This window comes from Pseudarthrobacter sp. MOO14 (assembly GCF_058267675.1).
In genome coordinates, this window is the sequence record NZ_CM177849.1 from 1,346,093 (window position 1) to 1,372,958 (window position 26,866).

A 26,866-nucleotide genomic window follows, 5' to 3' on the forward strand; every position below is an offset into this window, starting at 1 on the left:
CCAGGAGTCCCCATGCCCCAGCCCACGTTTGCCCCCGGTGATCCTTGCTGGATCGACCTCATGACCTCGGACACTGAACGGGCCCGCGAGTTCTATTCGCGGCTGTTCGGCTGGACCTACCAGGAAGGCGACCAGGAGACATACGGCGGTTACATCACCGCCCTGGCCAATGGGTTGCCGGTGGCCGGGATGATGAAGAACGACGGAGAATCCGGCTACCCGGACGTGTGGACCACCTATCTCCGGGTGGAGGACATCAAGGCCACCGCGGCGGCTGCCCACGCGGCCGGCGGCCAGGTTTTCATGCCGCCCATGGAGGTCCCGGAGCAGGGGCACATGGCCATGTTTGGTGACACGGGCGGCGCGGCCGTGGGCGCATGGCAGTTCGGCGGCCACACCGGGTACCAGGCGAAGGGCGAACCCGGCACCCCCTACTGGCACGAACTCCACACCCGCGAATATGCTCCGTCGGTGAAGTTTTACCAGGACGTCTTCGGCTGGGAAACGGAGGTCTTGAGCGACACGGAGGACTTCCGTTACACCACGCTCGGATCCGGTGAATCATCACGGGCCGGCATTATGGACGCCACCTATCTTCCCGAGGGTGTTCCGTCGAACTGGCAGGTGAATTTCGCGATTGGGAACGCCGATACGGGCGTGGACATGGCTACGTCCCTGGGTGGCACGGTGATCCATCCGCCCGAGGATACGCCGTTTGGCCGCATTGCCGCCCTGGCCGATCCCACGGGAGCGCTGTTCAGGATCGCCCAACGGTAGGCAGTCGAGGCGCCGGTGGATAAGCGGCGCGCGGCAAAGCGCCGGGCAGGCGCCCGGCACGGCGCTAATTGATCAGGTAACTGTCCTCGGCGTCGTGCCCGGGCGCGGGCTTCACGAACGGCAGCGAGCCCACCACCGTCTTCACCCCGATCACGGGCAGCAGTACAGCCGCGGCCGCCACGGACAACGCCGTGAACCCAACGAGTTCCAGCGTCTCGCGCTTCGGCAGGCGGCGACGGCGGCGCCCACCATCCATGAGATCCATCATGCTGACGAGGCTACGAGCGTGCCGCCGGGATGTCCCCGGTACCGGCTACCTGTCTTTCGCACCGGGCACTACTCAGACGATCAGCTACTGTCCGCGGCGGGCACCGTCAGCCGTGGACAGGTAGCTGTCATAGCAGTCCCGGGAGCAAAACACCGCAGTGGGAGAGGGAGGGAGGACCAAGCCGCAGACCTTGCACTTTGGCTTGGGACGAAAACTCCGAAGCACGGTTTTCAGCATGAATGCAGGATATGCAGCCGCCCGAAAAATGTGATCAGTAACCGATACCTGAATCCGGCGGCCGGCATACCTGCCCCGGCGCCGGAAAATAACGAACTGGTTACCGGTACCCGTCCACGATTGCGGCGGCAATCTCCTTGTAGGCGCGCCGCGTCTCGGGCTTCAAAACATCCAGGGTGACCAGGTCGCCGTCGGCCACCCCGCGGTCGTGCGGCACGGCGATCAGTTCGCGGCAGATCCCGGAGAGGTGTTCCTCGATGGCGTCCTTGTCCACCCGGGAGGACACCTCGTCCTTGTCCGTGATCACCACGATCGCGTTCCGGGCCAGGTCCTCGTACCCGTGGCTGGCCAGCCAATGCAGGGTGCTGCGGGCCCGCTTGGCGCCGGAGACGGCGTAGCCTGCGGCGATCACCAGGTTGTCTGCCGACTGCAGGATCCCGCTCATCGCGTTGTGCGTCACGCCGGTGCCGCAGTCGGTCAGGGCCACCGAGTAGTAGCTTGAGATGAGCTTGCGGATCCGCAGGTATTCCTCGGCGGTCAGCGAGTCCGAGACTTCCGGGTCCTGCTCCCCCGCGATCAGGTGCAGCCGGCCGGCGTGGTGCATGTACCGGGCCAGGGCGGTGAGCGAATCGATGGATTCGATGTTCTCCAGCAGGTCCGTGATGGTCCGCGGGCTGGACTGCTGGTAGATGCCCTCACCCAGGGCGCGTTCCACGAGGTCGCCAGAGTCCGGGTTGGCGTCGATGGCGCACGGCGCGTCGCCGCGGTATTCGGCCAGGGTCAGGCCCACGCCCACGGTGGTGGAGGTCTTGCCGATGCCGCCCTTGAGGCTTAGGACGGCGGTGTTGTAGCTGCCTTGGAGCTGCCGGGAAATCCGGCGGCCCAGCTCGTCTTCGAGGCGCTGTTTGGGGCCGGGGCCCAGGTTCCAGGCGCCGCCGGTCAGGTTGTACAGCGCACCGCGGAATCCGCCCACCGGCCGCGGCTTTTGTTCCTTGACGAACAGGCCGGGCGAGCTGATGAAGTCAGGCATGGGGCTTTCGGCGATCGTGTCGGCCACGGTGGGCCGGCTGCGGCGGAATGACGGGGTATCCGACGACGGCGCTGCGGCTTCCGGCGCAACCCCGCCTGCGCGGCGGGCTGACTCGGCCGCGGCGGGTTCGGCGGTTCCCGGCTGGGAGGTGCCCGGCACGGAGGCGATGGGTTCGGCGGGCGTCGACACCGGCACAGCGGGCGGGGCTTCGGGTGCCGGCGGCGGGGTGCGGGTGGGGGCCGGGGCGCGGGACGGCTTGGTGGCGTCGGCTGCGGCGGCCGCCTCGGCCCAGGACGTGCGGCGCGTCACCGGCTTTCCGGCGTCGTTCTGGCTGGAAGGGGAAGGGGTTACTGCTGGCATGGTTCCTGTCCAGGCATCGTCCACTGTTCCGTCGGCACGACGAAGGTCGCGGCGTCGGCGCAGTTGCGGCTGCCCTGCATCCTCTGCTGGGGCGCCTGCATTCTGATCCGCCGGTTGTGGCATGTCTGTCCCCCCGGACGATCGGCAAACTGTTATGCAGCACTAGTTCAAACAGTAAGTCTACGGGCTATGCCGGGAGCATCCGGCCCCGGGCGGCGGGCGCCTGTTCCTTTTGGCACTGTTGCTCGCAGGGTTCCGGCGGATCATATTCACATGAGAAGGATCATGTGGTGCGTGACCGCAGCCATCATTGCCACTTTCGCTTTCGGCAGCACCTACGTCACGTTCCAGCAAATCGGACGCCGTGCGGCCAACACCGCTCCCGCGGCGGCAGCGGCGGCGCGGACGCTGGGTACGGACACTGTGACGTGGCAGCCGGAGACCGGCCTGCGGATGGCAATCGTCGCGCGGGAGGCGGCCGGCAAGGTGGTGGTGGCCGGCCAGTCGCTGGCGCCGGTGGAAGCCAGTGACCGGATGACCTTGCTGATCCTTGCCGCCGGCTGGCTGGGCAGCATGGTGGTCATTTCAGGGGCCCTCGGCGCGGCAACGCTGATGGACCGCAGGGCTGGCAGAGTTCCTTGGCGCCGCACACGGGAACCAGCCGGGTAAGAGTGGCAAAGATTCTTCCGCGGGCTGCATCCGGGCAGGGCATTCGGCCGGTAGTAGGGGTTGTAAGCGGAACCTCGGCCCCATCGGGGCCCCTCATTAGGAGTTGGAATGCGCAAGACACTTTCTGCAGTCGCAGGAGCAACGACGCTGCTGGCAGCACTCGCTTTCGCCACCCCCGCCCAGGCGTCCGGGTGGCACCACGACCATGACGGAACGGCCAAACTCTCCGTCCTCCACGGCGTCCCGGGCCTGACAGTGGACGTCTGGGTGGACGGCAAGCTCACCCTGGACAACTTCACGCCGGGCACCCTGGCCGGGCCGCTGGAGGTTCCGGACGGAGACCACAAAATTGCCATCACGGGCGCCGACGCGACCAGCGCCGACAACCCGGTAATCGGCCCGGTCACCGTGGACCTCAAGGCCGGCAGGGACTACACGGCGGTGGCGCACCTGGCCGCGGACGGGACCCCCACAGCCACGCTTTTCAAGAACAACACCAAGCCCAGCCCTGACGGCAAGGGGAAGCTGACCGTCCGGCACGTCGCCGCCGCCCCGGCCGTCGATGTCCTGGCCGGCGGGACCGCCGTCGTCAAGGGGCTCACCAACCCGAACCAGAAGACCCTCACCCTGAAGGAAGGAACCGTCTCTGCCTCGGTGGCGGCAGCGGGAACCACCACCCCTCTCATCGGCCCCGCCGACGTGAACATCGCCGAGGGCAAGAACACGATCGTGTACGCCTGGGGCAGCCTGGCCGATAACACCCTGGGCGTGGCCGTCCAGGTGGTGGACTCCGCCTCACGCGGACGCGACTGCGACTAACCCCCGCAGTCCGGCCGCACGCACCTGCAACTTGTCCCCGGCGGCGCCCGCACCCTGGCGCCGCCGGGGACAAGCACGGGGGTCCCGCCAGTGCCATGAGCCCGTAGCGGACCGTCCCGTGCAGCGGCATAATGGGGCTTCCAATCAGGCCCGTTGCCGCCCAAGGAGCATCCCGATGGAGGCTGCCGCCACACGCGAATGGGACCCCGGCCTCGACCCGGCGTTTGCCGGCGGGGACGAGAACGCCCTCGCGGAGGCCGTGGCCGACCGGCTGATCCTTGACGATGAACTGGAACATTTGGGAGACCCCCAACAGGCGATACTCAGGCTGGCGTTCTACGATGACTTGACCCACGATCAGATCTCGTCGCGGCTGAACCTGCCGCTCGGAACCGTCAAAAGCCATATCCGGCGCAGCCTGGCCCGGCTCCGCACCCGCCTGGAGGTGGAGCATGGAACACCTTGACGCGGAACTGTTGGGCCTCATGGCCCTGGGCGAGACACCGGGCACGGAGGCCGACGCACACCACCTGGCCACCTGTCCGGAGTGCGCCGCAACCCTGCGGGGTTTCCGGCGGGTCACCGACATCGCCACCCTGGATACTGCGGGCATCGTGCTCGAACAACCCAGCGCCGGGACCTGGACGGCCATCCATCAGGCCTTGGGACTTTCACCGGCGCTGGCAGCGGATCCCCTGGCCGGGCCCGATCCCAAAGCCACGCCCGGGAGCCAGGCGGCGCAGCCGGCCGCCCCGCCTGCCGAGGTGGAGACACCGTCAACGCCCGACGACGGCAAGGTTGCCGCACCCATTCCGCTGCGGCCGGGTGCCAGGGACCGGCGCCGCCCCAGGCTGTGGATGGCAACCGCCGCCGCCGGGATCGTCCTCGGCACGGCCGCCGGATGGACCGCTGCGGGGGTCCTGGGACAAGGGGGTACGCCGTCGCCCGGCCCCGCCCGGTCAGGTCCGGTTGCGAGGGTCCTCGCCGAAACGCCGCTGACTCCCCTGGCCGCGCATACGGGCAGCGGCGAGGCACAGATGGAACAACTGCCCGACGGGACCCGCCAACTCACCGTCCATCTCTCCGCCGAGCAGACTTCGGGGTACCGGGAGGTGTGGGTGGCCACCAGCGATCTCTCCGGGATGGTCAGCCTGGGCGTCCTCGCCAACGATACGGGCTCGTTCACCATCCCCACCGGCATCGACTTGGCCCAGTATCCGGTGGTGGACATCTCAAACCAGGCGTACAACGGAAATCCGGCACATTCGGACGACAGCGTCGCCCGTGGAAAGCTCAGTCCCAAGGCCTGAGACCGGGACATCCCGGCGACGGCGGTACTCCCCCGGCCGGGATGGATGCTTAGTGGTGTGTGAGTGCTGCCGCCACGACGGCGACGGTGAGCACCAGGAGAACAGTCAGGACAGCGTAGCCCACCCACTTGGGACGGCCTTTGTGGGGGTTGATATCGACATACGGCATGTCAGCGCTTAATACCTCGGGGTGCGGGACGGACGGGGATCCGGAGTGCGCGGCGCTTAAGCCGCAGCATCTGGTAGAGGACTGCAAAGGGGATCAACAGGGTGCCGAGCAGTGCGCCAAGCGCCATTGCGTAGTCGGAAAAAGCCACAACAGTCTCCATTGGTGATAGTGAGCCCCCGCATAGACCCAACCAGATGAAACCCAAAGTGACAAATTGCGTCAAAAACTCAAGGTTTCCTCAAGATGCTACAGGCCGCGCCCGGTGGACGCTCGACCTGGCCTTTGGCCTAGGCTGGGCTCATGAATAACTCCAAGAGAGCTACGCTCATTTGGTCGCTGGGGGCAGTTATTTGTTCACTCCTGGGCGTCTACATCGCGCTGACATCCGCTGGCACCTGGTACCTCGTACTTTCGGCCGCCATTCTTCTCCTGGCCGGCATTACCTTTGCTTCAAAAGCAATCCTGACCATTCGCACGGCTGAGAACCCCAACGCTTCATAGCCCGGTACGTCATCCACGGTCTGTGCCGGTCGTTGCCGTCATCTTTGCCTTCGCTGCCTCGGGTGCCCCCGGCTTTGGTTGTCGTAGCGGGACGTGTTGAGACCGTTTAGCCACTGAGAGACGGAGAACTGTGCCTGTCAGCGACACCTGGAAAAAGATTCGAACGACGACCGCGTACGAAGGCTTCGTGACGGTCAACCGTCAAACTTACGAAGAGCCGAGTGGAGCCGTGACGGACTGGGACGTCATAGTCGGTCGTGATTCTGCGGCGGTCCTTGCATTCACACCTGCAGCAAGTCACGTCGTCCTTTTCGAGCAGTTCCGCGTTGGACCCGGGAAGTCACTACTCGAACTCCCCGGCGGATACCTCAATGACGCCGAGCACCCCATGGATGCGGCTCTTCGCGAGCTGCGGGAAGAAACCGGCTACTCCTCAGAATCAGCCTTCTACGCTGGTTCAGAATGGTTTGCTGCTAACTCTTCACGACGTAAGCATCTTGTGATCGCCGCCAATGCATCGGAAGAATTTGCAACGACCTGGGATGATTCTGAATCCGGCCACGTGCAGCTTCTTCCTATATCGGAACTCATGGATTTTCTTGTCAGCGGAGAACTCACCGACGCTGGACTTGCCTGCCGCGGCCTTGCGGCCCTCGCACGCAGCAATCCCGAAACCGAAGTACTCGCAGATCTGCGTGACCGCATCCTCCAACTCTTAACGGCCCCTTCGGCGCAGGGGCTCCCGGTAGGGAACGATTAACGGCCGCTGCGGATGAATGAGGTTTTGCGGATCTGGGCGATGCCGGTGATGGTGAGTGCAGCCGTTCCCAGCAGGACGAGGATCAGCAGCCCCAGAGTCGGGAGCTCATGAATGGCAAGCTGCGGGATACGGCGTGAGGGCACTGACAGAACACCCACGAACGCTCCGAGGAGGCCCAGGTAGCTGCCGGTCATGAAACTGCGGTGCGCTTTGATGTTTCCCTTACGGATGGCCAACAGTCCCGCCGTCAGCGTGCAGAACGTCAGCACGGAAAGTGCGTGGAGCCAATTGAACCCGCCGTCTATGGTCCTGACACCAAACGACGTCAGCACCACCACATACATTGAAACAACCCAAATTCGACCAACGATCCGATGAACTCTGCCGCCCTTATGCCGGCTCAACAGGTTCACGGCGCCGAAGATCAGTGAATAACTGGCGGCAATGGCATGAAGTGAGATCAACACGGTCCAGGACGAAGGCATAGTCCGGAGCGTAGCGGATCGCAGCACGCTCCGCAGTCCGCTCTGCCAACCGGAGGACCGCCGGACGACATTTAGGATGGGAGACAAAACCGCAGGCCACCAGGGGGTTCCGCTTTGCCTGAAGAGCAGTCCACGGACAATTCCGTGACCCGCCGCGAGGCCATGGCGGACAGGTTCAAGTCCTGGGCCCTCCCCGTGGCGGCCGCGGTGCTGGCCGTGGGATTCGGGGTGGCCAGCATCTCCAACGGGCTGGCCGACCGGAACCGGGACACCCCCGCGACGGACCACAGCACAGCGGGGCAAGCCTCCACGGACCCAAGCCTGCCCGTCTGTGAGGTGGCGGACCGCGGCAGCCTGGTGCCGTCGTCGGGAGCGCTGTTTGGGGTGAACCTGGACCTGGCAGCCAAGCCGCTGGCCCAATACGCCACGGGCCTGGGGCACAAGCCTGCCGTGAGCGTTTCCTTCGTGGACTTCCCCTACACGGACCAGGACCGTACCAACCTGCAGCAGGCCGCGGCCCAGATCCGCAAGGACGGGCAGATGATGCTGCTGACCCTCGAACCCAAGACCGGCCTGTCCGCGGTCACCCCCGACGCCATCGCCGGCCTGGTCAAGGACCTGGCGAACATCAACGGCCAGGGCGTGCCGGTGATCGTCCGCTTTGGGCACGAGATGAACGGTTTCTGGTTCCCGTGGTCGCAGCAGCCGATTGAGTACCGGGCGGCCTTCACCAGGGTGGCTGACGCCGTCCATGCGGGGGCGCCGGGCTCGGCCATGATGTGGGCGCCGTCCTACGCCGGCGGCTACGCCTACCCCGGCCGCCTCAATGACGCCCAGCCCGGGGCGCCGGACTTCGCGGCCCTGGACACGAACCACGACGGCGTCCTCACCGTCGCGGATGACCCTTACGCCCCGTATTACCCCGGGGACGCCGCGGTGGACTGGGTGGGCCTGTCCCTCTTCCACTGGGGCGCCACGTATCCGTGGGGCGCCAACGCGGTGCCGGAGGCCAACAAGTTCGCGGACCAGCTCACCGGCAACTACGACGGCACCAACGGGGACGAGCGGTCCCTGCCGGACTTTTACGGCGAGTACGCGGTGAACCACAACAAGCCGCTGGCCATCCCGGGAACGGCTGCCCTGTACAACCCGGGCGCCGGCGGTCCGGCCGAGGCGGAGATCAAGCGCGCCTGGTGGGAGCAGGTGTTCGGCGCCCAGACCCACGCCCGGTTCCCGCAGCTGAAAATGATCAATTGGTTCGAATGGGACAAGGACGAGGCCGAAGTGAACGGCCGGATCGACTGGACCGTCACCACCACCCCGGCCATCCGGGACGCCTTCACCGCGGCACTGCCGGACTGGCTCAAGTACGGGTCCGGGGCCACCTGCCGACCCGCAGGGTCCTAGCCACGGCGCAAACCCGGGCATACGCCGCCGCGCGCAGAAAAGTCCGCGAGTTGCCCGTCACGTCCCTAGGATGGGACAGAACTGCTGGTCAGGAAAGGTTTGGTGTCGGTTGTGGGGGAACGTCCTGCGGAGCACAGCGAGTCCAGGAAAGAGAACAGGGCAGAACTGCGCCGGGCGTTCGTGCTGCCCGTCCTGATCGGGCTGGTGGCTCTGGGCTTTGCCGGATGGAACTTCGCCAATGACCTCTCCCAGCGGCAGTCGCAGTCATCCCCGGCGGCGTCCACGTGCGAGGTGGAGCCCCGCGCGTCGCTTGCCCCGGCTGATGGCGCCCTGTTTGGCGTGAACCTGGACTTCCACTCCAAGCCGCTGGCCACGTTCGCCGCGGACCTGGGCCATAAACCGGCAGTCAGTGTGTCCTTCACCGGCTTCCCGCTGACAGCCAAGGATGAGGATGACCTTGCCAAAGCGGTGGACCAGATCCGCGCCGACGGCCACATGATGCTCCTGACCCTGGAGCCCGCCGACGGGTTGTCCACCATTACCGATGCCACCGCCACGGCCCTGGCGAAGGACCTGGACCGGTTCAACAAGAACGGCGTCCCGGTGATCGTCCGGTTCGCCCACGAAATGAACGGCTCCTGGTATGCCTGGTCGCAGCAGCCGCTGGAGTACGTGGCCGCCTTCAAGACCCTCGCCACTGCGGTGCACACCACCGCGCCGGGGTCGGCCATGATGTGGGCGCCGAACTATGGCGGCGGCTACCCGTTCGCCGGCGGCAAATACGAGGCCAAGCCGGGCACCGCGGATTTCGCCGCCCTGGACACCAACCACGACGGCGTGATCACCATGGCGGACGACGCCTACGCCCCGTATTACCCGGGTGACGACGCGGTGGACTGGGTGGGGATGTCCCTCTACCACTGGGGCGCGAAGTACCCGTGGGGCGAGAACGAAATCCCGGAGGCGAAGAAGTTCGCGGACCAGTTGACCGGCAACTACGACGGCGCCAACGGCGATGACAGCCTCCTGCCTGATTTCTACGGCGTGTACGGCAAGGACCACAACAAGCCTGTGGCCATCCCGGAAACCGCCGCCCTATACAACCCTGCGGTGGGTGGCGCGTCCGAGGCGGAGATCAAGCGCGCCTGGTGGGAGCAGGTGTTCGGAGCCCAAACCCACGCACAGTTCCCCAACCTGAAGATGATCAACTGGTTCGAGTGGGACAAGAACGAGACCGAGGTCAACGGCCGGATCGACTGGACCATCACCAACACCCCCGCCATCCGGGACGCCTTCACCGCGGCCTTGCCGGACTGGCTGCAATACGGGTCCGGGACCACGTGCCGCCCAGCGGGGTCCTAGCCCAGGAACCGCGGCTCAGCGGTGCAGGAGTTGCCATCAGTGTTACGGCGACTACCGCGTGCTGAAAGGACGGAGTACGACGACGGCCACCACGCCGGTGCTGATGATCGCCTGCAGGATGATCAGGAAGGGGTTGACGGCGCCAAAGTAGAGGGCGAGCAGCAGCGGGCCCAGCGCGAGGATGGTTACGTCCAGCCCGCGCAGGAGGGACGAAAATTGTGATTGGGGCACCGGCCCGAATGGTGTTTCGACCGGGGGAACGGACCAGTCAGGTGCCGGGCGGGTCGCGCTGCGTACCGCGCCGGCGCCCATCGCGACACCCGATAGCGCCCCCATCAGGATTAGCGCCGGTTCAACTGGCCCCAACATCACCAGGATGCCACTCAGGCATACCATCCAGAGGGACATTGCAAGGGCCGGCATGAGTGTCCTGCTGGCCCTCACCAGGGCCGGCGCTACGGGCAGGAGTGCGTCGAGTTCAGGAACCAAGGCTGTCCGGCGCGGCACGGTTCCAACACTGGAAGCAGTAGCGCAGCCTGCAAGGGTGATGACGGCGAGCTGAAGGGGCGCGGGCAGTCCGGCGTCGACGAGCAAAACCGAGATGCATGCCCCCAGACAGAACACCGGAGCAGCCATGGACGAGTGCAGGCGGACGAATGCCACGATGTCTGCCCGGAACAGCGCGCCGACTGGGCCACGTGCAGGCCGGGCGTAGAACCGGGCTGCTCTCCCGGTCTCGACCGCGTGCCGGTTTCCTCGGAACACCCGGAACATTTCGTTGGTGTCCATGAAGAAAATGGATGCACTCGCGTGGCCGGCCACGGCGCCGCCACGGATCAGTTCCGCTCCCCGAACCTGGCCCGCACGTGGCGCGATGACGCTGATGAGGACGATGGCGGACAAGGCCGCCAGGATCAGCGGCCAGGGTGACCACGTCAGGGAAGGGAGAACAGCACACGGCAGCAGGACAACGGCGGAGGCCGAACGGGTGAACCGGTGGTTGATTATCTCCAACTGCTGCAGTGCCGCCAGGGCTACGGCCAGGACGCTGACTGCGCCGAAGGTAGCTGATGCCAGCAGGTGTTCGGGTGCGGTGCGCTCAAGGGAGGTCAGGAAACTGAAGGGCAGGAATGCGGCAACTGCGCCGGCACATGTGAGGACGCACCGGCGCAGAAAGGCCGGTAGCACCATCGGCCGCCGGTCCACCGGCAGGGGCAACCACCAATTCCCTTCGGGTCCCCGGACAGAAATCGGACCGAGCCTCCGGGCAAGTGTCGTGATCCCGGCAAGGGCCGCATACGTGAGAAGCGTCCAGAGGACCGGGGCCGGCAGCACGAGCCACTCCGGGCTGATGACGCCTCGCCCGGCAGGACCCCGGTCACCAATCTCAATGCGCAGGCCGATAACGAAAGACACAGCCACTGTCAGGGCGCAGCCCAGCGCCAAGGCGTAGCTGTAAAGGTCCGCGAAAAGGTCCGCCACGGATGTACGGCTGCGGTTGTACCGGCGCGAAGATCTCCGGGTTGACCTGACGATTTCCCAGGCAAGAGACCGGCTCGATGCTGCCCGGGACACGGCTGCGGCCCGGCCATCGAGCATTTCAACGTCAACTCCCGGCAATGGTCGACGCCCCCTGCTCCGGTGTGACGGTGTGTACGGCGTCGTCTATGACCAGGCACGTCGATGCGGCAGTGTTCAGCAGGACGGGATCGTGAGTGACCAGCACCACCGTTCCCCCGCCCCTGGCATAGTCGCGTAGCCGCTGCCCGAGATCATCGCGCATCAGCGGGTCAAGGCGCTGTTCGGGCTCATCGAGGATGAGCAGGTTCGAGGGACGCATCAGGCCGGCTGCCAGCAGCAGCCTGCGCCGTTGCCCGGACGACAATGCACCCGGTACGACGTGTGACCGGGCAGCCAGGCCAAAGAACGCTAGTTCAGCGTCAACGCTCTCGTCAGGGTTTTTCATTGAATGCCCGCGTGCCACGAGCAGCAAGTGCTCACGGACAGTCAGGGAAGGAAAGAACAGGTCATCATCGAAGACTGCAGATACGCCCCGGCGAAACTGGACCGTGTCAGGATCCACGGGTAGCCCTTGGACTCTGACGTCACCGGCCAGTGGAACCTGCCGTCCAGCGAGTGTCCGGGCGACGGTGGATTTGCCGGCACCGTTGAGGCCAACAATTCCCAGCACATCACCGGCTCGCAAGGCCATCGACACCGCACCGCATACAGGTGCCCCCGCGTATCCCACCAATAGCTCTTCAGCCTCAAGGACTGTCCCCACATCAGTCATCCTGCCAGCCTATCGGCGGGAAAACTCCAGCGGGGACCTGCAAGATTCCCCAGGCATGCCCACCTGCCGCCCCAATACCCCGGGTCAGGGGTGCAGCAGCCCGTTGACGACGGCGCCCCCGGCCGTCCGGACGGCGGCGACGGCGGGTGCCAGGACCTCGAGCAGGGGTTCCGCGGCTGCCCAGTCGCCCCGGCACATCAGCGCCTCCATGGTTTCGGCGAGCGCCGCCAGTTGCAGGGCGCCCACCATGGTGGAGGTGACTTTGAGGCTGAGCGCCCGGTCCATGGCGGTGTCCCAGTCGCCACCGCGGACAGCGTGGCACACCGACGCCAGCCGGTCCGGCAGCATCTCCAGGTAGGTGCCCAGGAACGCGTGCGCGCCGGCGGGACTGTCCAGCTCCTCCCCCAGGTCCCGGACGTGCCGGGGGTCCAGCACAGGAAGGGTCAGCGGGTCCAGCACGGAAAGGTGCGCGCTCACGCGGACCACCGCCCGTCGTCGTGGTATTCCTCATCCAGACCGTGCGGGGTCTTCTCCCATTTGTGCGGGCTGGAGAGCATCTGCCAGGCCGCACGCCACGCGGCCACGGCGTGCAGCACCCAGTACGCCGGGTTCAGCAGCGCAAAGATGGCGATCCGCCAGCCGTGCCGCCGCCAGGTGGCGATGCCGGACACCAGGATCATCATGGCGTTGCCGAACAGCATGGACACCACCCCGCCCAGCAGCAGCCATTCGGGAAGCACCAGGCCCACGAAGTTGTAGCCCACATAGGTGACGATGGTGAAGCCGAGCACCAGCGGGTAGGCCAGGAACGCCAGCGGGGTGCCCAGGATCAGGCCCAGGAAGCCGACGGCGCCGGCCACCCCGGTGCGCTTGACGTACCGGACGGTGTTGCGGGTGTTCACGGCCGCGGTAACCATGTATCCCTTGATCCAGCGGGTGCGCTGCTTGATCCAGGCCGGCACCTGCGAGCAGGCTTCCTCCCAGGTGGTGGAGTTGATGACGCCCACCCGGTAGCCTTCGACGGCGGCGCGGAGCCCCAGGTCCGCATCTTCGGTGACGTTCCACGGGTCCCAGGCGCCCACGAGCCGCAGCAGCCGGGTGTCGAAGTGGTTGGAGGTGCCGCCCAGCGGCAGCGGGATGCCGGAGCGGTCCAGGCCCGGGAGCATGGAGTCGAACCAGTGCGTGTATTCGATGGCGAAGAGCCGGGTGAGCACGTTCTGGTCCGCGTTGAAGTAGTTCAGGGCGGCCTGCACGCAGATCAGCGGCCGCCGGTCCGGGGCCAGGTAGCGGCGTTCGAAGGCGTCCTGCCGGAACGCGTCAATGGCCGCGCGGAGCTGTCCCGGGTCGGGCCGGTCCTCGGCGTCGTAAATCACCACATACTCGCCGCGCGCGAAGGTGAGGCCGTAGTTGCAGGCCCGGGGCTTGGTCTGCGGCTCGCCGCGGGGCACCACCAGGATCCGCACGTATTCGGGCGGCCGGGAGCGCTTGGCGGCCTCGATGGTCTCGGTATCGTCCTCTTCCAGCAGCACCAGCACGTCCAGCTTGGAGCGCGGATAGTCCAGCTGCCCCAGGTTGGCCAGCAGCTTGTTGATGATGTTGGCCTCGCGGAACACCGGGATCAGGATGGTGTACACGGGCAGTTCGCCGTCGGGGATCCGCCCGGCCAGCCCGGACGGGTCCCCCAAAGCCCCGGTGCCCACGCCGCGCCGTTCCAGTTCCCGGGCTTGTGCCTTCGCGGCGGCCCTGTCATGCAGCGCGTCGAACGGCTGGCGGAGGCTGGCCAGGGTCTTGAAGCCGATGCTCACCAGGAACACCACGTTCACGGCGGTGAGCAGCACGATCACGGTCAGCTGCGCGTCCAGGAGCAGGCCGCCCAGCAGGCAGCTGAGCAGGACGGCGGGCAGGAGCCGCTGCCACAGGTTCAGGGCGGTGCGGGCGGAGCCGTCCGGTTGTTCCTCGGCCAGGCGTTCGGCGGATTCGTAGAGCAGGTGGTTGCGGAAGGCGCGCTGGATGGAGTGGTTGATGTCCCAGTCGGTGGTGGTGCGGAACACCACCTGTTCGGCCCCGGGGATGCGGAGGGCGGCGCGGCGGATCTCGTCGCTGGGTTTGACGGCGGTGGCCACGGTGAGGACGCCGTCTTCCAGGTGCCAGGGCAGCCAGCCGGGCTCGGACACCTCGGTGAAGCTCAGCTGCTCCAGCAGGGCGTCGTCCGAGGGGTGGTGCACCAGGTCCACCAGGGGCGCGTCCCATTGCTCGGCCAGCACCTGGTAGACGTGCCGCCGGTTCAGCCCGGTTTCCAGGATGATGTGCCGGCCCAGCAGGCCGCCTTCGGTGTTCGCGCGGTCCAGGGCGCGGTCCAGCTGCTCCGGGGTGATCAGTCCGGCCATGAGCAGGGACTGGCCCAGCGCCACGGACTGCACGCCCACGCCGTCGTCATAGGAAGCGGCGGGACCACCGGCGCGGGCGGTGGAGAGGACCGGGGCGTGCTCTGCCATCAGTTGACGGTCCTTTCGTAGATCCGGTGCGTGGGGCTGGAGAACACCACGGCGTAGCGGGCGTTGAACGCGGGGCTGGCGCTGATGGCCTGGTGCACCAGGTCCGTGAACCCGGAATCCAGGGGCGCGTCCTCGCCTTCGACGTTCACCAGCACCCATTTGGCATACTTGGCCGGGTCCTGCAGGGCCGGGCCAAAGTGGTCGCCGGCGGCCCGGTTGTAGATGTTGGCGAGCGGGATGCCCATCATGGGGAGCACGGCGTTCCCGCGGGCGCTTTCGTCCAGGAGGATCCCGCCGCCGTCGTAATGCTGTTTCAGCCAGCGGGCCGCGGCGAAGGAGTAGGTGTTGGAGTCGTGGGACATGCGGCCCTCGGCCAGGATGGCCATCCTGCCGGCGGGGTCCTGCAGCCACCACGCGTTTTGCCCGGCCAGGGCGAGCAGGAGGAAGGCCACCACCCAGGAACGGGTTCGACGGCGGCGGGTCACCTGGTGCACGAATGCCGCCACGAGCACGGCGGCCAGGGGCAGCGCGGTGAGGGCGAAGCGGTTGTTCCACCAGGTGCTGGGGAGCGAATGGTCGTTGTTGATGGCGGTCTGGCCCAGGTAGAGGCTGACCAGGGCGAAGGCGTAGGCGCTGCCGGTGACGGCCACCAGCAGGGTGCTGGTGGCCAGCCCGCGCCGGTACACCACCACCAGGGCGCCGCACGCCGCAGCGGTGAGCACCACCACGCCCAGGGTTTCCAGCAGGGACCAGTGGAACGTCCAGAGGGTCAGGCCCAGGTTGCCCTTGGTGGGAAGCAGGCCGCCGTCGGTGATGTTCTTCTGCTGGGCGTAGGCGGAGTACTGGCCGAACATGAATTCCAGCGGGTTGCCGTAGATGGCCCAGTTGTAGGAGAGCCACCAGAGGACGGCGGCGGCGGGGACCATGGCGTAGGCGGCGGCCATCTTGGTGGCCTCGCGCCACCGGCGGGAGCGGCGGAGCTCGGTGACCAGGACGAACAGGGTGCCGGTGAGGACCAGCGCCCAGCCTTCGTAGCGGGAGAGCACGGCGGCGCCGGACGGGATGCCGGCGAACACGGCCAGCTCGCCGGCGCTCATGCGGCGGCGGCTGGTGGCCCAGTGCGCCAGGCCCGCCATGCCGGCCACCAGGCACATGAGCAGCACTGGTTCGGTGAGGGCGGTGGTGTAGGTGTAGAGGACGGCGGGGTTGGCCAGAAGGACCAGGACGGCGGCCAGCCGGCCGGTTCGCCCGTAGCCCAGGCGGGCGCAGATCCGGTAGAGCCCGGAGGCGGTGGCGGCGAGTGCGATGATGCCCAGCACGCAGGCGCCCCAGCCGCTGCTGAACATCCAAAGGTTGATGATGAACGGCATGAGCAGCAGGTGCGGCATGGGCAGCCACACGGTGCCGAGTTGTTCGAACCCGGGGGCTTTGCTGTCGAACACGCGCCGGGCGATGGTGAGGTGGCTTTGCGCGTCCGAGTAGTCCAGGTTGCTGCCCTGCCCGGTGGTGTAGAGGCAGGCGAGGAAGCCGACGGCGGCCGCCACCACGGCGATGGCGGCCGTCCCGGGGACGCGGCGCCCGGCAGCCGGGGCCCCCAGGGCGGTCCAGGTGCGGCGCAGCCATGGGGTCCGCTCCCCCGCCGGTGCGGCCGGTCCGGCCGGCGCGTCCGTCGGGGGTGCGGGGGCCGCCTGAAGGTCACTGGCCATGGGCGGTGTCCGCGGCGGCCTGTTCCAGGGCGTCGGCGTGGGCCCGGGCTGCGCGGCGGTGGCGACGCCGGAGCAGCACCCGGGTGCCCGCGGCCAGGATGAGCGCGGCGGCTGCGGCGGCGAGCCACAGTGCCAGCGGCCGGAAGCCGTCCGTGACCTCGGCCTGGGGGGTGATGGCGTTGGTTTCCAGCAGCACGGGGTTGCCGGTGGTCTGGGTGACCAGGAGGTTGCGGGACAGGGAGCTCCAGCCGCCGGGCTGCTGCTGGATGTAGCTGGCCAGGCTGGCCTGCAGGGTTCCGGGGGTGGCTGCTGCCTTCGCCGTGGCGTCGGCGGTGTCCGGGGCCCAGCCGCCCAGGAGCAGGAGGTTGCGGCCGTTGTGTTCGTAGGCTTCCAGGGCGCCGTAGGGGGCGGTGGTGCCTACGCCGTATTCGATGTCCTTGCTGGACACGGTGCGGAACCCGGCGAGCCGGAGCGGGGCGCCGGCCTGGTCGGCGGTGGCGGGGGTGGCGCCCACCAGGAGGCCGGAGTCGCTGGAGTCCAGCAGGGCGGCGGGGGTGGTGAGGCGGACGTCCAGGAGGGCGTCGTTGTCGCGTTGGAGGGAGAACGCCAGCGTGGCGGCGTTGATGGTGTTTTGCTGGGCGGTAGCGCCGGCGTCGAACGCGATGGGGAGGGTGGTGCCCAGGACCTGGGGGAAGCGGGCGAAGCCGGGCTTGATGGAGTCGCCGCGCTGGGCGGTGAGTTTGCTGCCGGTGGTGTCCACGGTCAGTTCCATGGGGAGGAGGCCCGCGGGGCCGGAGCAGTCGCCGCCCGCGGGCAGGGCGGTGAGGCGCAGGCGGAGTCCGTTGCGGGACTGGATGTGGCCGGCGGGGACGTCCGCGGTGATGTCGAAGGTGTCGCCGTTGAGGGTTTGGGAGCTGAGGAGGTAGTCGTTCCAGTAGACGGAGAGTGCGGCCTGGCCGCCGGTGGGGATGGCGGTGTGGGTGCCGCGGAGCTGGAGGCTGATGGCGGAGACGGGGCCGCCGAACTGGGACTGGTTGACACCCAGGTAGGTTTCCTGGGTTCCATAGCCGGACAGCCGGATGGCCTGGGCGCCCAGGTCCGTGAAGGTTTGTTCGGGTCCGGCGGCGGCGGGGACGGTGGCGGTCATGCCGGTGACGGTGGCGCCGTCCGCCAAGGCGGATTTGGTGTCTGCCAGGGCGCGGGCGGCGGTGCGGAGGCCCTCGCCGGTGCCGGTGATGGTGAGGTTGGGGCGGCCGGCCTGGGTGCCGAGCGTGGTGCTGGGGTCGCCGTCCGTGCTGCTGATGGTGATGATGCGGGAGCCGGCCGGGAGGGCGGCGGCCTGGACGTCCACGTCCGACGGCGGCACGAGCTTGAGTGCGGCGTCCGGGTAGCGGTGCGCCATGGCGGCGGACGCGGCGAGGATGGCGGCGGAGAGGTCCGTGGCGGGTTCGGCCGGAACGGGAATGAGGATGGCCGGCACGGAGGGGGACAGGAATTCGGCCACGGTGGTGGGCGCGGTTTCGGTGCCCTGGGTGGTGAGGCTGAGGCTGCTGAGCGTGGCGGTGGACTGGGTGGCGGTGCAGACGTCCCGGACGGCGGGGGTGTATTCGAGGGCCAGGACCAGCTGGTGGTCGGTGAGGTCCGCCGCGCTGACAGGGGCGTCCAGGGCGATGGTTCCCTTGGCGGGTGCTTCGAGGAGGGTGCGGCCCTGGGCGCTGACGCGGATGGTGCCGGTGGTGGGCTGGCCGGTGACGGCGATGCTGCCGGTGATGCGGGCGGGCTGCAGGCCGGAGGCCACCGGGACCGCGAGCTGTTGGCCGGACTGGCCGGGCATGGCCGAGACGGAGCCCAGGCTGGCGGGGGCGGTGGCCGGGTTGGTGTGGGTGGCGGCGACGCGTTCCGCGGGGGCTGCCGCGGCTGCGGCGGTGGCGGGCTGGAATGGGACGGCGGCAAGCAGGGCGCAGGTGAGAACAACGCTCCCTGCCCGGAGACGTGAGAGCATGCCTCCACCTTGGCGGGGCGAACTCAATTTACCCTGCGGTCTACCCTCAAGGTTGACTCAAGAATGGGTGTTTGTGCAGGTCAGGGATGATTTTTGGCTCTGTGTGCCGGTGGCGCGGTTAGCGCTCCACGGCCATCAGGACCACCCCGATAGTGGCAACGGCCAGAGCGGCCAGTGCCACATAGGAGATGAACCGCAGCCTGCGCTGCCGTACATCCCGCTTCGAATAGCGAACGTCGTAACTTCCCCCGTGCCGGCTCATGCGCTGACCATAGGGAGCAAACCTCAAGATTTGCTGTGAACGGCGGTTTGTTACGAGGCGTCGTGGCCGCTGCGCCAGTTTTCCTGGAGCCGCTTGATGAACCACCGGGACTGCTTCCACTTCCTAATGATGGCATCAGATTTTCTGAAGAAAGTTTCTGTACGCCTCAGAAATTGGACGCATTTCCTTCCGGGCTCCTACGTTAATAGGTGCCGTGTTTCGGAGGTTTGATACAGCAATTGCCGTAGCGATCAGAGGCGCAAGGAACCACTGCACCGTGTAGGCGAGAGCAAAGACGGCGATACATGCCATGATGCTGGCCCATAAAGAGCGCTGCTTGCCAAGCCGGACCAGCGCACCCAACAGCAAGCCACTGAATGCAAGTGCGCCTACAATTCCGGTGCGGAGGTAGATAGAAACGTACCAGTTGTGCGGAGCATATGTTTGAGGCAGTCCGTTTGGCCCAATACGTAAGTAGCCCGTACCGAAGGGTTGTCCAAAAAGCACCGCTGCAGGTCCTCGACCAAAGGAATCTGACACCAGCGAGTCCCAGCCAGAGGTCCTGTCGGTGAGCGTGCTGTTCGTAGCGGTGACGGCGTCTATGGAGGCCGCGAACGAATCCAATACGGTGTTCAGAGCCCCGGCGAGTGCGAGAACTAGGATTCCAAACGAGGTAATGATCGTGAGAAGGGCAATGCGCCACCGAATGTTATTCGCCGCCCGCAAGCCAAAGATTAGAACACCAGCGCCAAAAGCGATCCATACCGAACGATGCTGGGCAATTAGCACTACCCCAGAAAATGCGAGTCCTGACAGGAGCAGCCGACCACCCCTCACTCGCCCCCACTCATGGAGAGCGTACAGCCCAGCTACAGTAAGCACAGCTGCTTGAGACGCCACCACCGGCCGGAGAGTGTGATAGGTACCCTCTGGGTCAATATACATATCCGATGACGATGCAATCCCGTGCTTAGCAACATTCAGTGCTGCGATGGCGACCAAACCCCATCCGCAGATGTACAGAAAATACCGCACGTTATTTCTATTTCGGCCCGCAGCCCAATCAAGAGACAGTCCCCATGCAAGGCAGGCGAAGAAATATAAGAACGGGCGAAATTCAACAATTGCCGGCATGCCAAATGCCGCAAATCCAAGCGCTAGGTTTACAACTAAAACAAGAAAAAAGAGGATTGGGGTTAGGGGTCTGCGCCCTAAGTTTTGCCATATCATTCGGCCGCTTAAAAGCGCAACCGCCAAGAGTAGGGCAGCGATTGCGTCCTCTTGGAATACATGGATACTGCCAATATTCACAACCGGCGTTGGCGTTGCGTCTGAGTTAGTCAGGACACCGTACGCAATGATTCCCCATCCGAGAACGGGCCATTTATGGACGTGCCAGACAACCAGGAGCGCTGCTATCAGCAAGCCGACCACCAGCAGTACCCCGAATACCCCCGCAAAGTCCATCTCCCGATTATGTCACGGACGTGCATGCCATAACTTCTTTAAGGAATTGATGTCATCAGTGGTGACGTCCTCAACTGTGGTATCGGAGAGGAGTGTGCACCCTGCCTCGTTGAGGCGGACGTGGTCTTTGCTATGGCGTCTCAGCGGCAGAGGGGCGCCTGCCAACCTAAGCTAGGGCTTGCGAAACGCTCAGAGCAACACCCACTCGTTATCGAGGTCGTTAGGTTGTTTGCACCTGCTCTTGGGTGGATTGCCTCCGAGATGGTTGTCTTGGGATCTTAGCCAAGGCTACGGAGCATCCGCGCTGGCTGGCTTGGAGGTGAAGGGTCCGCGGAACGCCCTAGCCCAAATGGGGGCCAAGCACGTCCTAATCAAACCCCGAATCCATGGCAGCACGCTAAATAAGGGCACTTCAACCTTGCCATTCGGGAAGGTTGGACTTACCTGAGATTAGCTGGAGAGCAGGTAGACGAACGCCTGCAGGTCATGTCTCTGTGGACGGGTGCGCCGCTTGCGTGCAAGGGCGGTTGGCGGCCTTGGTAAGTAATCCGTCGCCTATCGGGTGTTCTCATCGGGAACTCGACGAAGGACGGGAATAGTCGTCGACAGCCACGTCGACGTCGTCAAACCGAGCCGGGTGTGGCCTCTTGACCGGGCGGGCGAACGGATTCGTGTCGGCCCGCGCCTCCGCCGTCCGCGATTCGTCCGATCTTCTTGACGATGACGTGAATCATGTGTCCGAGAGCGTCGCTTTCGCGGCAGGGTGGGTGGCCCGGGACACCATCGTCGCGCTCGTTCCGCAGCGAACGGTCAATTCCAACGGGCCTCCCGGTGCTCCACGCGCCGGGTCAGAACGTCTGCAGCGACTTTCGCCGATGTGGCAGGCGGGCACGGTCTATGACAAGAGCTGGGGTCCCCAATTTCCTGCCTTACGAGTCGCGGCCAGATTCCCTGCGCGTCTCCTGTAACCGCTTAATGAACCAACGGGACTGTTCGGGCCCGTACGGCAGAACTGGAATTGCTTTGGTGGCGTCACTGGGGGTGTCGCGGATGGACTGCTGGGCCTGGCGGACGGCGGTGGTCATGGTGTTGGCCATGGTTTTGACGAACTGGTCGCTGCAGGGCTTGCCGTGTCCAGGGATCAAGAACTCGTAGCGATGGCGCAATGCGGAAATGTGCCGGAGAGCGTCGGCCCATTCCGCGGGGTAGGAATCCTCGAAGGATGGGTGGGCCCCCTGTTCCACCAAGTCACCCACGTAGAGAGTGGTCGGCGTTCCCACCAGTAGGTCACCATCGGTGTGGCCGCGACCCAAGTAGAACAAGGTTGCTGTCAGGCCACCCAAGTCCACTAGGACGGGCTGGTCTTTGACGATCACATTGGGTACCACGAGCTCGACGTTCTCACCGACGCCGGAAGCCATTTCAGGCTCCAGCGTCCCAACATGCCGACGCTGAACGTCGCCGCGCTGGTCTATCTCCGTGGCACAGTTTTGGTGCCCCCAGAACTCAGTGACTCCTGCTTCGGCGAAGATGGCATTGCCGAAGAAATGGTCGTAGTGGGCGTGAGTGTTGACGACGACGAGGGGCAGAGCGGTCAATGTCCTGACTGCATCCAAAATCTCGCGTCCCTGGCGGGGACCACAGCCGGTGTCGATAACCATGGCACGATCCGAACCGACGATCACCCCAGTGTTCAGCAGGGAGCCTTCGGTTACCAGTACATAGTTGTCCGTGCCGACTTCGAGCCATTCCGACATTGTTTCTCCGTACCTCCGGCAGAGCAGCGTGCGTTCGTCTTGGTGACCGATTGTACCCATGGACAGCATCTCAAAGCTCCGCTAGAGCAAGTACGGCAACGCCAGGGACGCACTTGGAATATGCACGGCCCACCTTTGGACTTCCTAAACATTCCAAGTTCACTGTTCGCTGCCGAGCGCCTCCGGAGTCCGTTAGCGGATGTCTTCGTCATTGACATTGCTTGGCCCGTCCAAGGAGAGACGGTAGGAACCATTTCGAAATCTCCGAAGCAGATCAAAGCTCAAAACCACCGCTATGGATAGACATCCGTGAACTTGCGCTGCCAGCTTCCCTTGTTTAGATGCATCGTACCGGTGCTTGCTAAGGCCCTTCCAAGTAGTCAGGGCAGAGAATTCAGGTATCAGCTTCTCGTGCTACGGCGGTGGAATACCCCTAGCGTCGGAGAATGGAAGACATCAACGCAGACGCGGTGAATGCGGTGGCGAGATCCCTTTATGGTGAGACAGAGTACGACGCCCTGCCGGAGGGGCAAGTCAAGACCGCCTACAGGAAGCGTGCCCGCCTCATGATCGGGACTGAATGCGTACGCGAAGAGCCCAGACAAATCGTCAACTGCCATCTGACGGCTGAATAATTCTCCGTAAAGGAACCTCCAACTAGCGGCCAATTGACCGCGCGCAGAGGGGCAAGTACCTCGCGGGTCTAAACTCACCCAGTTGTGCGCTCCACCCAACGAAAAGTGCCAACAGGGGGTGCCAGCTCCCAGCCATGAACCAAAGCGCGCGGCCATCGGACAGGTATAATTGACTTGATCGCGAGATAACGTGCGGTTCTCGGGCCTGCCAACCGGCTGCCACAAATTTGACTCAGGGGGACTTCGGTTTGCTTCTCAACGATTATCTGCGCGTGCTGCGCCGCAGCTGGCTCTTGATTGCGGTTGCGGCCTTGGCCGGACTCCTTATCGGCGGCGCCGCATCGATTCTTACGAAGCCCTCCTACACATCAGAGACTCAGCTCTTCGTTTCCATCCAGGGCTCAGGAAGCGTTCAAGAACTTCAGCAAGGCAATACGTTCAGCCAAGCCCGGGTGCAGTCCTATGTAAAGATTGTTAGTTCCCCCGTTGTTCTGCAACCGGTGATTGAGACACTGGGTCTCCCCTCGACCGCGGAAGAGCTCAGTAAGCGAATAACGGCCTCGACGGACGTGAATACGGTTCTTATAAATATTGCCGTCACAGATCCATCACCTGTGCAAGCATCTGCGATTGCTCAGGCTGTCGGGAAAAGCCTGATCGTTACTGTGGACGCCCTGGAAAATCCCGGGAAAAAAGGAACCTCGCCTGTCAGCTTGTCCATCACGAAGCCAGCTGAGGCACCTACTTCACCGTCTGCTCCAAACACCAAGGTAAATCTACTTCTCGGTGTTGTGGTGGGGCTCATGCTGGGGCTGGCGGCCGCGGTCGTACGCAACTTACTGGACAATCGAGTACGCAGTGAATCAGATCTCCGCCGGATAACAGCGGCGCCGCTAATTGGAGGTATTGCGTTCGATCAAGATGCGATGAAGAGGCCGCTGCTTACGCAGTCTTCGCCGCATAGCCCGCGAGCTGAGTCCTTTCGACAGCTCCGAACCAACCTTCAGTTCGCAAACGTGTCGCGGCATGCAAAGTCAGTGCTTGTAACTTCGTCGGTTCCCGGCGAAGGCAAAAGTACGACTGCCACAAACCTTGCTATCGCCCTAGCCCAAGCTGGACAAACCGTTTGCTTGGTGGACGCAGATCTTCGTCGCCCGATGGTCAATGAATACTTGGGCTTGGACCGTGGGGTCGGCCTCACAACAGCGCTCGTCGGAGTAACCGACGTCAACGACCTATTACAGCAATGGGGCGAGGACCAGCTTTACGTCCTGACTTCTGGGCAAATCCCCCCTAACCCGAGTGAGCTCCTCGGGTCTGACGAGATGGGCCAACTCGTAGCTGGGCTTGAACAAGCATTTGATGTCGTAGTCATCGATGCCCCGCCGCTCCTACCCGTTACGGATGCCGCGGTCCTGTCCCAACACGTAGGCGGCGTCATGGTCGTGGTCGGGTCTCAGAGATTACGTCAGCAAGAACTTCAGCGCGCCATGGATGCACTTCAGCTGGTAGAAGCCAAGGTTCTGGGAATCGTGATGAACAGACTGCCGGCAAAGGGGCCCGACGCGTATTCGTACTCTTACTACGCAAGTGCCGACGCCGGGCCAACTAAGACAGTCAGCAGAAAATCTCGTCCCGCTGCCCCTATTGGAGAATTTGGATCGACGCGCGAGCCTTCCCGTAGGTCAGCGAGCACCTTCCCCGTGGGAAGGTCGAGGTAAGAAGTACGGCGGGGTAAAAAAGGAAACCTATTACAACGCAGACCTACCGTAGCCACTAAACGAGTCGGGCGACTCCGGGAAGCAGACTTTGCCGCGACCCTCTGTGAGATTCTGCGTGTCACTGTGATTTTCAATGCTGCCAAAGATCCGCAGCGGGTAAGCCCGGTCGCCCAAGGCGGCTGGGCATGTCGGGACTGCCCCCCACGGCATCTGGTCCGAGTTCTCGAAGAGGCGAGGCTTGAACCACAGGCCAACGCCGCCCGGCCATGATGGCCTGGTCCACCTGGATTTCACCACGGCAGTTCCGAACGAACTGTGGCTGACGTACATCACCGAGCACCCTACCGCTGAGGCCGAGCTTTACCTTTGCGCGTTGAAGGACGGGCATTCCGCCAAGATCGTTCGATGGACTCGCGGATGACGTTCTCGCTGGCGTCGCCGCCCCGGAGGACGGGGGGCGCTCACGCCGCCCGCAAGTGAGAGCGGTCAACTCGTACCGCGGTTCCCAGTTCCGCTCCCGTCGCATCGTTGGCTCGCTCCGGCACCACGGCCACACCGAGTCGATGGGCGGGTTCGGTGCGTGTGCGGACAACGCCACCATGGACTCGTCTTTCTCGGAGATGCAGAAGAAAGTCCTGGACCGCCAAAGACGGCTGGGCCAACTGAGGCTCACCGAATTTGAAACAATAAACCGGACCGAGCTCTCAGCGGCCTAAGACCCCCGAGTCAACAAAGGTGGGGCAGTCCAGTCAACGCTCAACACGACGTAAGGCTGGCCCAAGAAGTTAGAGACAAGTTATCCACAGCGGAATAAGGCTAGCTACGGTGCGCCGCCAGGGCTCTGCAAGAGCGTAAGCTCATCTAAATATGCATCCACTACTGCGTCGAGGGCGAACTGGCCTTTCACCAAAGCTAGGCCTTTGTCTTGCAGGTTGGTGACTAGGTCCGGACAATCCATAACGCGCTGCATCGCGCCGGCAATCTCCGCCGGCGACGTCACATCTACAAGCAATCCTGAAGCCCCATAACCCAGAGTAAAGCCGACGCCTCCTGAATGCCTTCCTCCTATAACCGGCATCCCCAGAGCCAACGCTTCAAGGATGGCCATGCTACATGCCTCCCACAGGCTTCCATGCACCAGGCACTGAAGCTCACTCGACAGCTCATGCTTGAGAGTCGCTGGCTCCACCAGACCGGCAAACCGAATTGAGCGGGTCAAATGACGCCTATGTGCCCATTGCCATGCTTTTTCTCGTTCGCCATGGTCTGCCCCAAATAGGGTCAATCTGGCATTAGGTCGTTCCTTGAGAAGTAATGCAAACGCCTCAATCACAGCCTTTGTGTTTTTCCGATCATCAAACCCATTAGCGATGGCGACGAAAGACTTGACGGAAGTGGCAGTAACCGAAGGGAGGTAAGTGGGAGCGATGCCGTTCGGTATGACCCGGCACTTCCCTTCGAGTGAGGGTGAGTCCGTGAGTAGCTCTTTGAGAAGTTCTGGGCTGACCGCAGAAAGCTTCGAAACTTTACGAAGCACCTGCCGCCCAAGGCTCGCCCTTCGATTCCAATAAAAGCCACCGAAATTTTTCCGCAATGCGCTGGGTGAGTCATGGGCAGTCACTAATGTGGGATGACCGCTTTGGAGTGCAGCAGATGCAAATTCATACGTCCAGTGCGCATGGATGACGTCAGGCTTGCTAGATGCGATAACTCTTGCCAAGGAACGTCGTTCCTGAAAGAATTTGTCAGCTGCGCGTAATTTCGGCTGGCTTCTACGATTTGCGAGAAAGACCCTCAAAGGGCCTCTCCCCAGCGTATTGGGGTCGCGCGAACTCAATTTGTAGGAATATACGTCCACCTCATGACCGCGCTCCAAGTACGCGCTCACCAGCTCAGACATGTAGGGGAAGGAATAGGTCCTAACCTGGGTACTTTCAGCGTCGAGCCAGCCATCAAGTCCAGGAAGATGGATTGGCGCAGCAAACCCAATTTTCATTCGCTATCCTCGACCAAGCCAATGATACGTGCGGGATTTCCCGCAATAATAGAATTTGCTGGAAACTTTCCCGTCACAACACTCCCGGCTCCAACAACGGAGCCATCGCCGATGGTAGTTCCCTTAAGAATAATTGATCGAGCACCAATAAAGACATTTTCTCCAATACAAACAGAATGTCCTTCCTGAGGCGAGGGTATGGCCGCTCTCCTGCGTTCTTTCGAATGATGAACAGGATGAAAGTCAGTATCCGCGATAATTACTTCAGAACCAATCAAGGAATTATCGCCTATGGAGACACTGAACGCGGCGCAAACAACTGTTCCGCTTAGGCCAGCGTTCCTACCCACATGGATGCGCGCACCGGGTAGAAGCGTT

At 64.3% G+C, this 26,866-nt stretch carries 25 protein-coding genes and 2 pseudogenes; 12 read left to right on the plus strand and 15 right to left on the minus strand.

Annotated elements, in window-relative coordinates; translation table 11 throughout:
- The first annotated feature begins 12 nt into the window (after window positions 1–12).
- Window positions 13–777 (plus strand): VOC family protein, encoded by a 765-nt coding sequence (locus tag AC4EEV_RS06295; protein WP_491330408.1) that lies wholly within the window; start codon window positions 13–15, stop codon window positions 775–777.
- 64 nt (window positions 778–841) lie between these two features.
- Here AC4EEV_RS06295 and AC4EEV_RS06300 read toward each other — a convergent pair whose 3' ends face one another.
- Both AC4EEV_RS06300 and AC4EEV_RS06305 read right to left on the minus strand, forming a co-directional pair.
- Complete coding sequence (locus AC4EEV_RS06300; RefSeq protein ID WP_491330409.1) at window positions 842–1,045, minus strand: hypothetical protein; 204 nt, start codon at window positions 1,043–1,045, stop codon at window positions 842–844.
- A 337-nt stretch (window positions 1,046–1,382) separates the two neighbouring features.
- Entirely contained in the window at window positions 1,383–2,672 is a 1,290-nt protein-coding gene (locus AC4EEV_RS06305) for a MinD/ParA family ATP-binding protein (RefSeq protein ID WP_491330410.1), read from the minus strand.
- Window positions 2,673–2,966: 294 nt separating this feature from the next.
- Between AC4EEV_RS06305 and AC4EEV_RS06310 the strand changes: the two genes are divergently transcribed.
- The 4 genes and pseudogenes from AC4EEV_RS06310 (at window position 2,967) to AC4EEV_RS06325 (ending at window position 5,470) form a co-directional block, all read left to right on the plus strand.
- Complete coding sequence (locus AC4EEV_RS06310) at window positions 2,967–3,341, plus strand: hypothetical protein (protein WP_491330411.1); 375 nt, start codon at window positions 2,967–2,969, stop codon at window positions 3,339–3,341.
- 108 nt (window positions 3,342–3,449) lie between these two features.
- The gene (locus tag AC4EEV_RS06315; RefSeq protein ID WP_491330412.1) at window positions 3,450–4,160 is read left to right on the plus strand and encodes a DUF4397 domain-containing protein; all 711 of its coding nucleotides are present in this window, start codon (window positions 3,450–3,452) and stop codon (window positions 4,158–4,160) included.
- Window positions 4,161–4,413: 253 nt separating this feature from the next.
- A pseudogene (locus AC4EEV_RS06320) lies at window positions 4,414–4,626 on the plus strand (RNA polymerase sigma factor); the annotation flags it as partial.
- Window positions 4,613–5,470 (plus strand): anti-sigma factor, encoded by an 858-nt coding sequence (locus AC4EEV_RS06325; RefSeq protein WP_491330413.1) that lies wholly within the window; start codon window positions 4,613–4,615, stop codon window positions 5,468–5,470. The pseudogene AC4EEV_RS06320 and the gene AC4EEV_RS06325, both read left to right, overlap by 14 nt.
- 170 nt (window positions 5,471–5,640) lie before the next feature.
- On the opposite strand, the gene AC4EEV_RS06330 is transcribed toward AC4EEV_RS06325, so the two are convergent.
- Window positions 5,641–5,787, minus strand: a complete 147-nt coding sequence (locus tag AC4EEV_RS06330) for a hypothetical protein (protein ID WP_166651652.1) — start codon at window positions 5,785–5,787, stop codon at window positions 5,641–5,643.
- 152 nt (window positions 5,788–5,939) lie between these two features.
- Between AC4EEV_RS06330 and AC4EEV_RS06335 the strand changes: the two genes are divergently transcribed.
- Both AC4EEV_RS06335 and AC4EEV_RS06340 read left to right on the plus strand, forming a co-directional pair.
- Window positions 5,940–6,140 (plus strand): hypothetical protein, encoded by a 201-nt coding sequence (locus AC4EEV_RS06335; protein ID WP_133830444.1) that lies wholly within the window; start codon window positions 5,940–5,942, stop codon window positions 6,138–6,140.
- 130 nt (window positions 6,141–6,270) lie between these two features.
- Window positions 6,271–6,900, plus strand: coding sequence for an NUDIX hydrolase (locus AC4EEV_RS06340; protein ID WP_491330414.1), 630 nt, complete (start codon window positions 6,271–6,273; stop codon window positions 6,898–6,900).
- On the opposite strand, the gene AC4EEV_RS06345 is transcribed toward AC4EEV_RS06340, so the two are convergent.
- The gene (locus AC4EEV_RS06345; RefSeq protein ID WP_491330415.1) at window positions 6,897–7,385 is read right to left on the minus strand and encodes a DUF2306 domain-containing protein; all 489 of its coding nucleotides are present in this window, start codon (window positions 7,383–7,385) and stop codon (window positions 6,897–6,899) included. The two genes, AC4EEV_RS06340 and AC4EEV_RS06345, sit on opposite strands and share 4 nt — an antisense overlap.
- Before the next feature lie 114 nt (window positions 7,386–7,499).
- Between AC4EEV_RS06345 and AC4EEV_RS06350 the strand changes: the two genes are divergently transcribed.
- The gene (locus AC4EEV_RS06350; protein WP_491330416.1) at window positions 7,500–8,792 is read left to right on the plus strand and encodes a glycoside hydrolase family 26 protein; all 1,293 of its coding nucleotides are present in this window, start codon (window positions 7,500–7,502) and stop codon (window positions 8,790–8,792) included.
- Window positions 8,793–8,972: 180 nt separating this feature from the next.
- On the plus strand, window positions 8,973–10,154 hold the full coding sequence (locus AC4EEV_RS06355) for a glycoside hydrolase family 26 protein (protein ID WP_491330853.1): 1,182 nt from the start codon (window positions 8,973–8,975) through the stop codon (window positions 10,152–10,154).
- Between the two features lie 51 nt (window positions 10,155–10,205).
- On the opposite strand, the gene AC4EEV_RS06360 is transcribed toward AC4EEV_RS06355, so the two are convergent.
- The 9 genes from AC4EEV_RS06360 to AC4EEV_RS06400 form a co-directional block, all read right to left on the minus strand.
- Entirely contained in the window at window positions 10,206–11,753 is a 1,548-nt protein-coding gene (locus AC4EEV_RS06360) for a DUF6297 family protein (RefSeq protein ID WP_491330417.1), read from the minus strand.
- A 7-nt stretch (window positions 11,754–11,760) separates the two neighbouring features.
- The gene (locus AC4EEV_RS06365; protein ID WP_491330418.1) at window positions 11,761–12,447 is read right to left on the minus strand and encodes an ABC transporter ATP-binding protein; all 687 of its coding nucleotides are present in this window, start codon (window positions 12,445–12,447) and stop codon (window positions 11,761–11,763) included.
- A gap of 84 nt (window positions 12,448–12,531) precedes the next feature.
- The gene (locus tag AC4EEV_RS06370) at window positions 12,532–12,924 is read right to left on the minus strand and encodes an Hpt domain-containing protein (protein WP_491330419.1); all 393 of its coding nucleotides are present in this window, start codon (window positions 12,922–12,924) and stop codon (window positions 12,532–12,534) included.
- Window positions 12,921–14,942, minus strand: coding sequence for a glycosyltransferase (locus AC4EEV_RS06375; RefSeq protein ID WP_491330420.1), 2,022 nt, complete (start codon window positions 14,940–14,942; stop codon window positions 12,921–12,923). Before AC4EEV_RS06375 ends, AC4EEV_RS06370 begins: the two co-directional genes overlap by 4 nt.
- Entirely contained in the window at window positions 14,942–16,648 is a 1,707-nt protein-coding gene (locus tag AC4EEV_RS06380) for an ArnT family glycosyltransferase (RefSeq protein ID WP_491330421.1), read from the minus strand. Before AC4EEV_RS06380 ends, AC4EEV_RS06375 begins: the two co-directional genes overlap by 1 nt.
- On the minus strand, window positions 16,638–18,650 hold the full coding sequence (locus AC4EEV_RS06385; RefSeq protein WP_491330422.1) for a hypothetical protein: 2,013 nt from the start codon (window positions 18,648–18,650) through the stop codon (window positions 16,638–16,640). The genes AC4EEV_RS06380 and AC4EEV_RS06385 overlap by 11 nt, the downstream gene beginning before the upstream one ends.
- A gap of 118 nt (window positions 18,651–18,768) precedes the next feature.
- The gene (locus tag AC4EEV_RS06390; RefSeq protein ID WP_175316129.1) at window positions 18,769–18,912 is read right to left on the minus strand and encodes a hypothetical protein; all 144 of its coding nucleotides are present in this window, start codon (window positions 18,910–18,912) and stop codon (window positions 18,769–18,771) included.
- 135 nt (window positions 18,913–19,047) lie between these two features.
- A complete protein-coding gene (locus AC4EEV_RS06395; RefSeq protein WP_491330423.1) occupies window positions 19,048–20,379 on the minus strand; it encodes an O-antigen ligase family protein in 1,332 nt (443 codons plus the stop codon).
- Between the two features lie 929 nt (window positions 20,380–21,308).
- Entirely contained in the window at window positions 21,309–22,136 is an 828-nt protein-coding gene (locus AC4EEV_RS06400; RefSeq protein WP_491330424.1) for an MBL fold metallo-hydrolase, read from the minus strand.
- A gap of 446 nt (window positions 22,137–22,582) precedes the next feature.
- Between AC4EEV_RS06400 and AC4EEV_RS06405 the strand changes: the two genes are divergently transcribed.
- The 3 genes and pseudogenes from AC4EEV_RS06405 to AC4EEV_RS06415 form a co-directional block, all read left to right on the plus strand.
- The gene (locus AC4EEV_RS06405) at window positions 22,583–22,771 is read left to right on the plus strand and encodes a hypothetical protein (RefSeq protein WP_491330425.1); all 189 of its coding nucleotides are present in this window, start codon (window positions 22,583–22,585) and stop codon (window positions 22,769–22,771) included.
- A 248-nt stretch (window positions 22,772–23,019) separates the two neighbouring features.
- Entirely contained in the window at window positions 23,020–24,492 is a 1,473-nt protein-coding gene (locus tag AC4EEV_RS06410; protein ID WP_491330426.1) for a tyrosine-protein kinase domain-containing protein, read from the plus strand.
- 202 nt (window positions 24,493–24,694) lie between these two features.
- A pseudogene (locus AC4EEV_RS06415) lies at window positions 24,695–25,208 on the plus strand (transposase family protein); the annotation flags it as partial.
- 104 nt (window positions 25,209–25,312) lie between these two features.
- Here the strand turns inward: AC4EEV_RS06415 and AC4EEV_RS06420 are convergent.
- Both AC4EEV_RS06420 and AC4EEV_RS06425 read right to left on the minus strand, forming a co-directional pair.
- The gene (locus AC4EEV_RS06420; protein WP_491330427.1) at window positions 25,313–26,488 is read right to left on the minus strand and encodes a glycosyltransferase family 4 protein; all 1,176 of its coding nucleotides are present in this window, start codon (window positions 26,486–26,488) and stop codon (window positions 25,313–25,315) included.
- Window positions 26,485–26,766, minus strand: a complete 282-nt coding sequence (locus AC4EEV_RS06425; protein ID WP_491330428.1) for a DapH/DapD/GlmU-related protein — start codon at window positions 26,764–26,766, stop codon at window positions 26,485–26,487. The genes AC4EEV_RS06420 and AC4EEV_RS06425 overlap by 4 nt, the downstream gene beginning before the upstream one ends.
- Window positions 26,767–26,866 lie beyond the last annotated feature (100 nt).

Excerpts from the sequence above, each read along its gene's own strand:
- AC4EEV_RS06380 (WP_491330421.1), bottom strand. The coding sequence starts at position 16,648 with ATGGCCAGTGACCTTCAGGCGGCCCCCGCACCCCCGACGGACGCGCCG.
- AC4EEV_RS06295 (WP_491330408.1), top strand. The coding sequence starts at position 13 with ATGCCCCAGCCCACGTTTGCCCCCGGTGATCCTTGCTGGATCGACCTC.
- AC4EEV_RS06300 (WP_491330409.1), bottom strand. The coding sequence starts at position 1,045 with ATGATGGATCTCATGGATGGTGGGCGCCGCCGTCGCCGCCTGCCGAAG.
- AC4EEV_RS06390 (WP_175316129.1), bottom strand. The coding sequence starts at position 18,912 with ATGAGCCGGCACGGGGGAAGTTACGACGTTCGCTATTCGAAGCGGGAT.
- AC4EEV_RS06400 (WP_491330424.1), bottom strand. The coding sequence starts at position 22,136 with ATGTCGGAATGGCTCGAAGTCGGCACGGACAACTATGTACTGGTAACC.
- AC4EEV_RS06395 (WP_491330423.1), bottom strand. The coding sequence starts at position 20,379 with ATGGACTTTGCGGGGGTATTCGGGGTACTGCTGGTGGTCGGCTTGCTG.
- AC4EEV_RS06385 (WP_491330422.1), bottom strand. The coding sequence starts at position 18,650 with ATGCTCTCACGTCTCCGGGCAGGGAGCGTTGTTCTCACCTGCGCCCTG.
- AC4EEV_RS06335 (WP_133830444.1), top strand. The coding sequence starts at position 5,940 with ATGAATAACTCCAAGAGAGCTACGCTCATTTGGTCGCTGGGGGCAGTT.
- AC4EEV_RS06315 (WP_491330412.1), top strand. The coding sequence starts at position 3,450 with ATGCGCAAGACACTTTCTGCAGTCGCAGGAGCAACGACGCTGCTGGCA.
- AC4EEV_RS06405 (WP_491330425.1), top strand. The coding sequence starts at position 22,583 with ATGGAAGACATCAACGCAGACGCGGTGAATGCGGTGGCGAGATCCCTT.
- AC4EEV_RS06360 (WP_491330417.1), bottom strand. The coding sequence starts at position 11,753 with ATGCTCGATGGCCGGGCCGCAGCCGTGTCCCGGGCAGCATCGAGCCGG.
- AC4EEV_RS06325 (WP_491330413.1), top strand. The coding sequence starts at position 4,613 with ATGGAACACCTTGACGCGGAACTGTTGGGCCTCATGGCCCTGGGCGAG.
- AC4EEV_RS06365 (WP_491330418.1), bottom strand. The coding sequence starts at position 12,447 with ATGACTGATGTGGGGACAGTCCTTGAGGCTGAAGAGCTATTGGTGGGA.
- AC4EEV_RS06420 (WP_491330427.1), bottom strand. The coding sequence starts at position 26,488 with ATGAAAATTGGGTTTGCTGCGCCAATCCATCTTCCTGGACTTGATGGC.
- AC4EEV_RS06375 (WP_491330420.1), bottom strand. The coding sequence starts at position 14,942 with ATGGCAGAGCACGCCCCGGTCCTCTCCACCGCCCGCGCCGGTGGTCCC.
- AC4EEV_RS06305 (WP_491330410.1), bottom strand. The coding sequence starts at position 2,672 with ATGCCAGCAGTAACCCCTTCCCCTTCCAGCCAGAACGACGCCGGAAAG.
- AC4EEV_RS06345 (WP_491330415.1), bottom strand. The coding sequence starts at position 7,385 with ATGCCTTCGTCCTGGACCGTGTTGATCTCACTTCATGCCATTGCCGCC.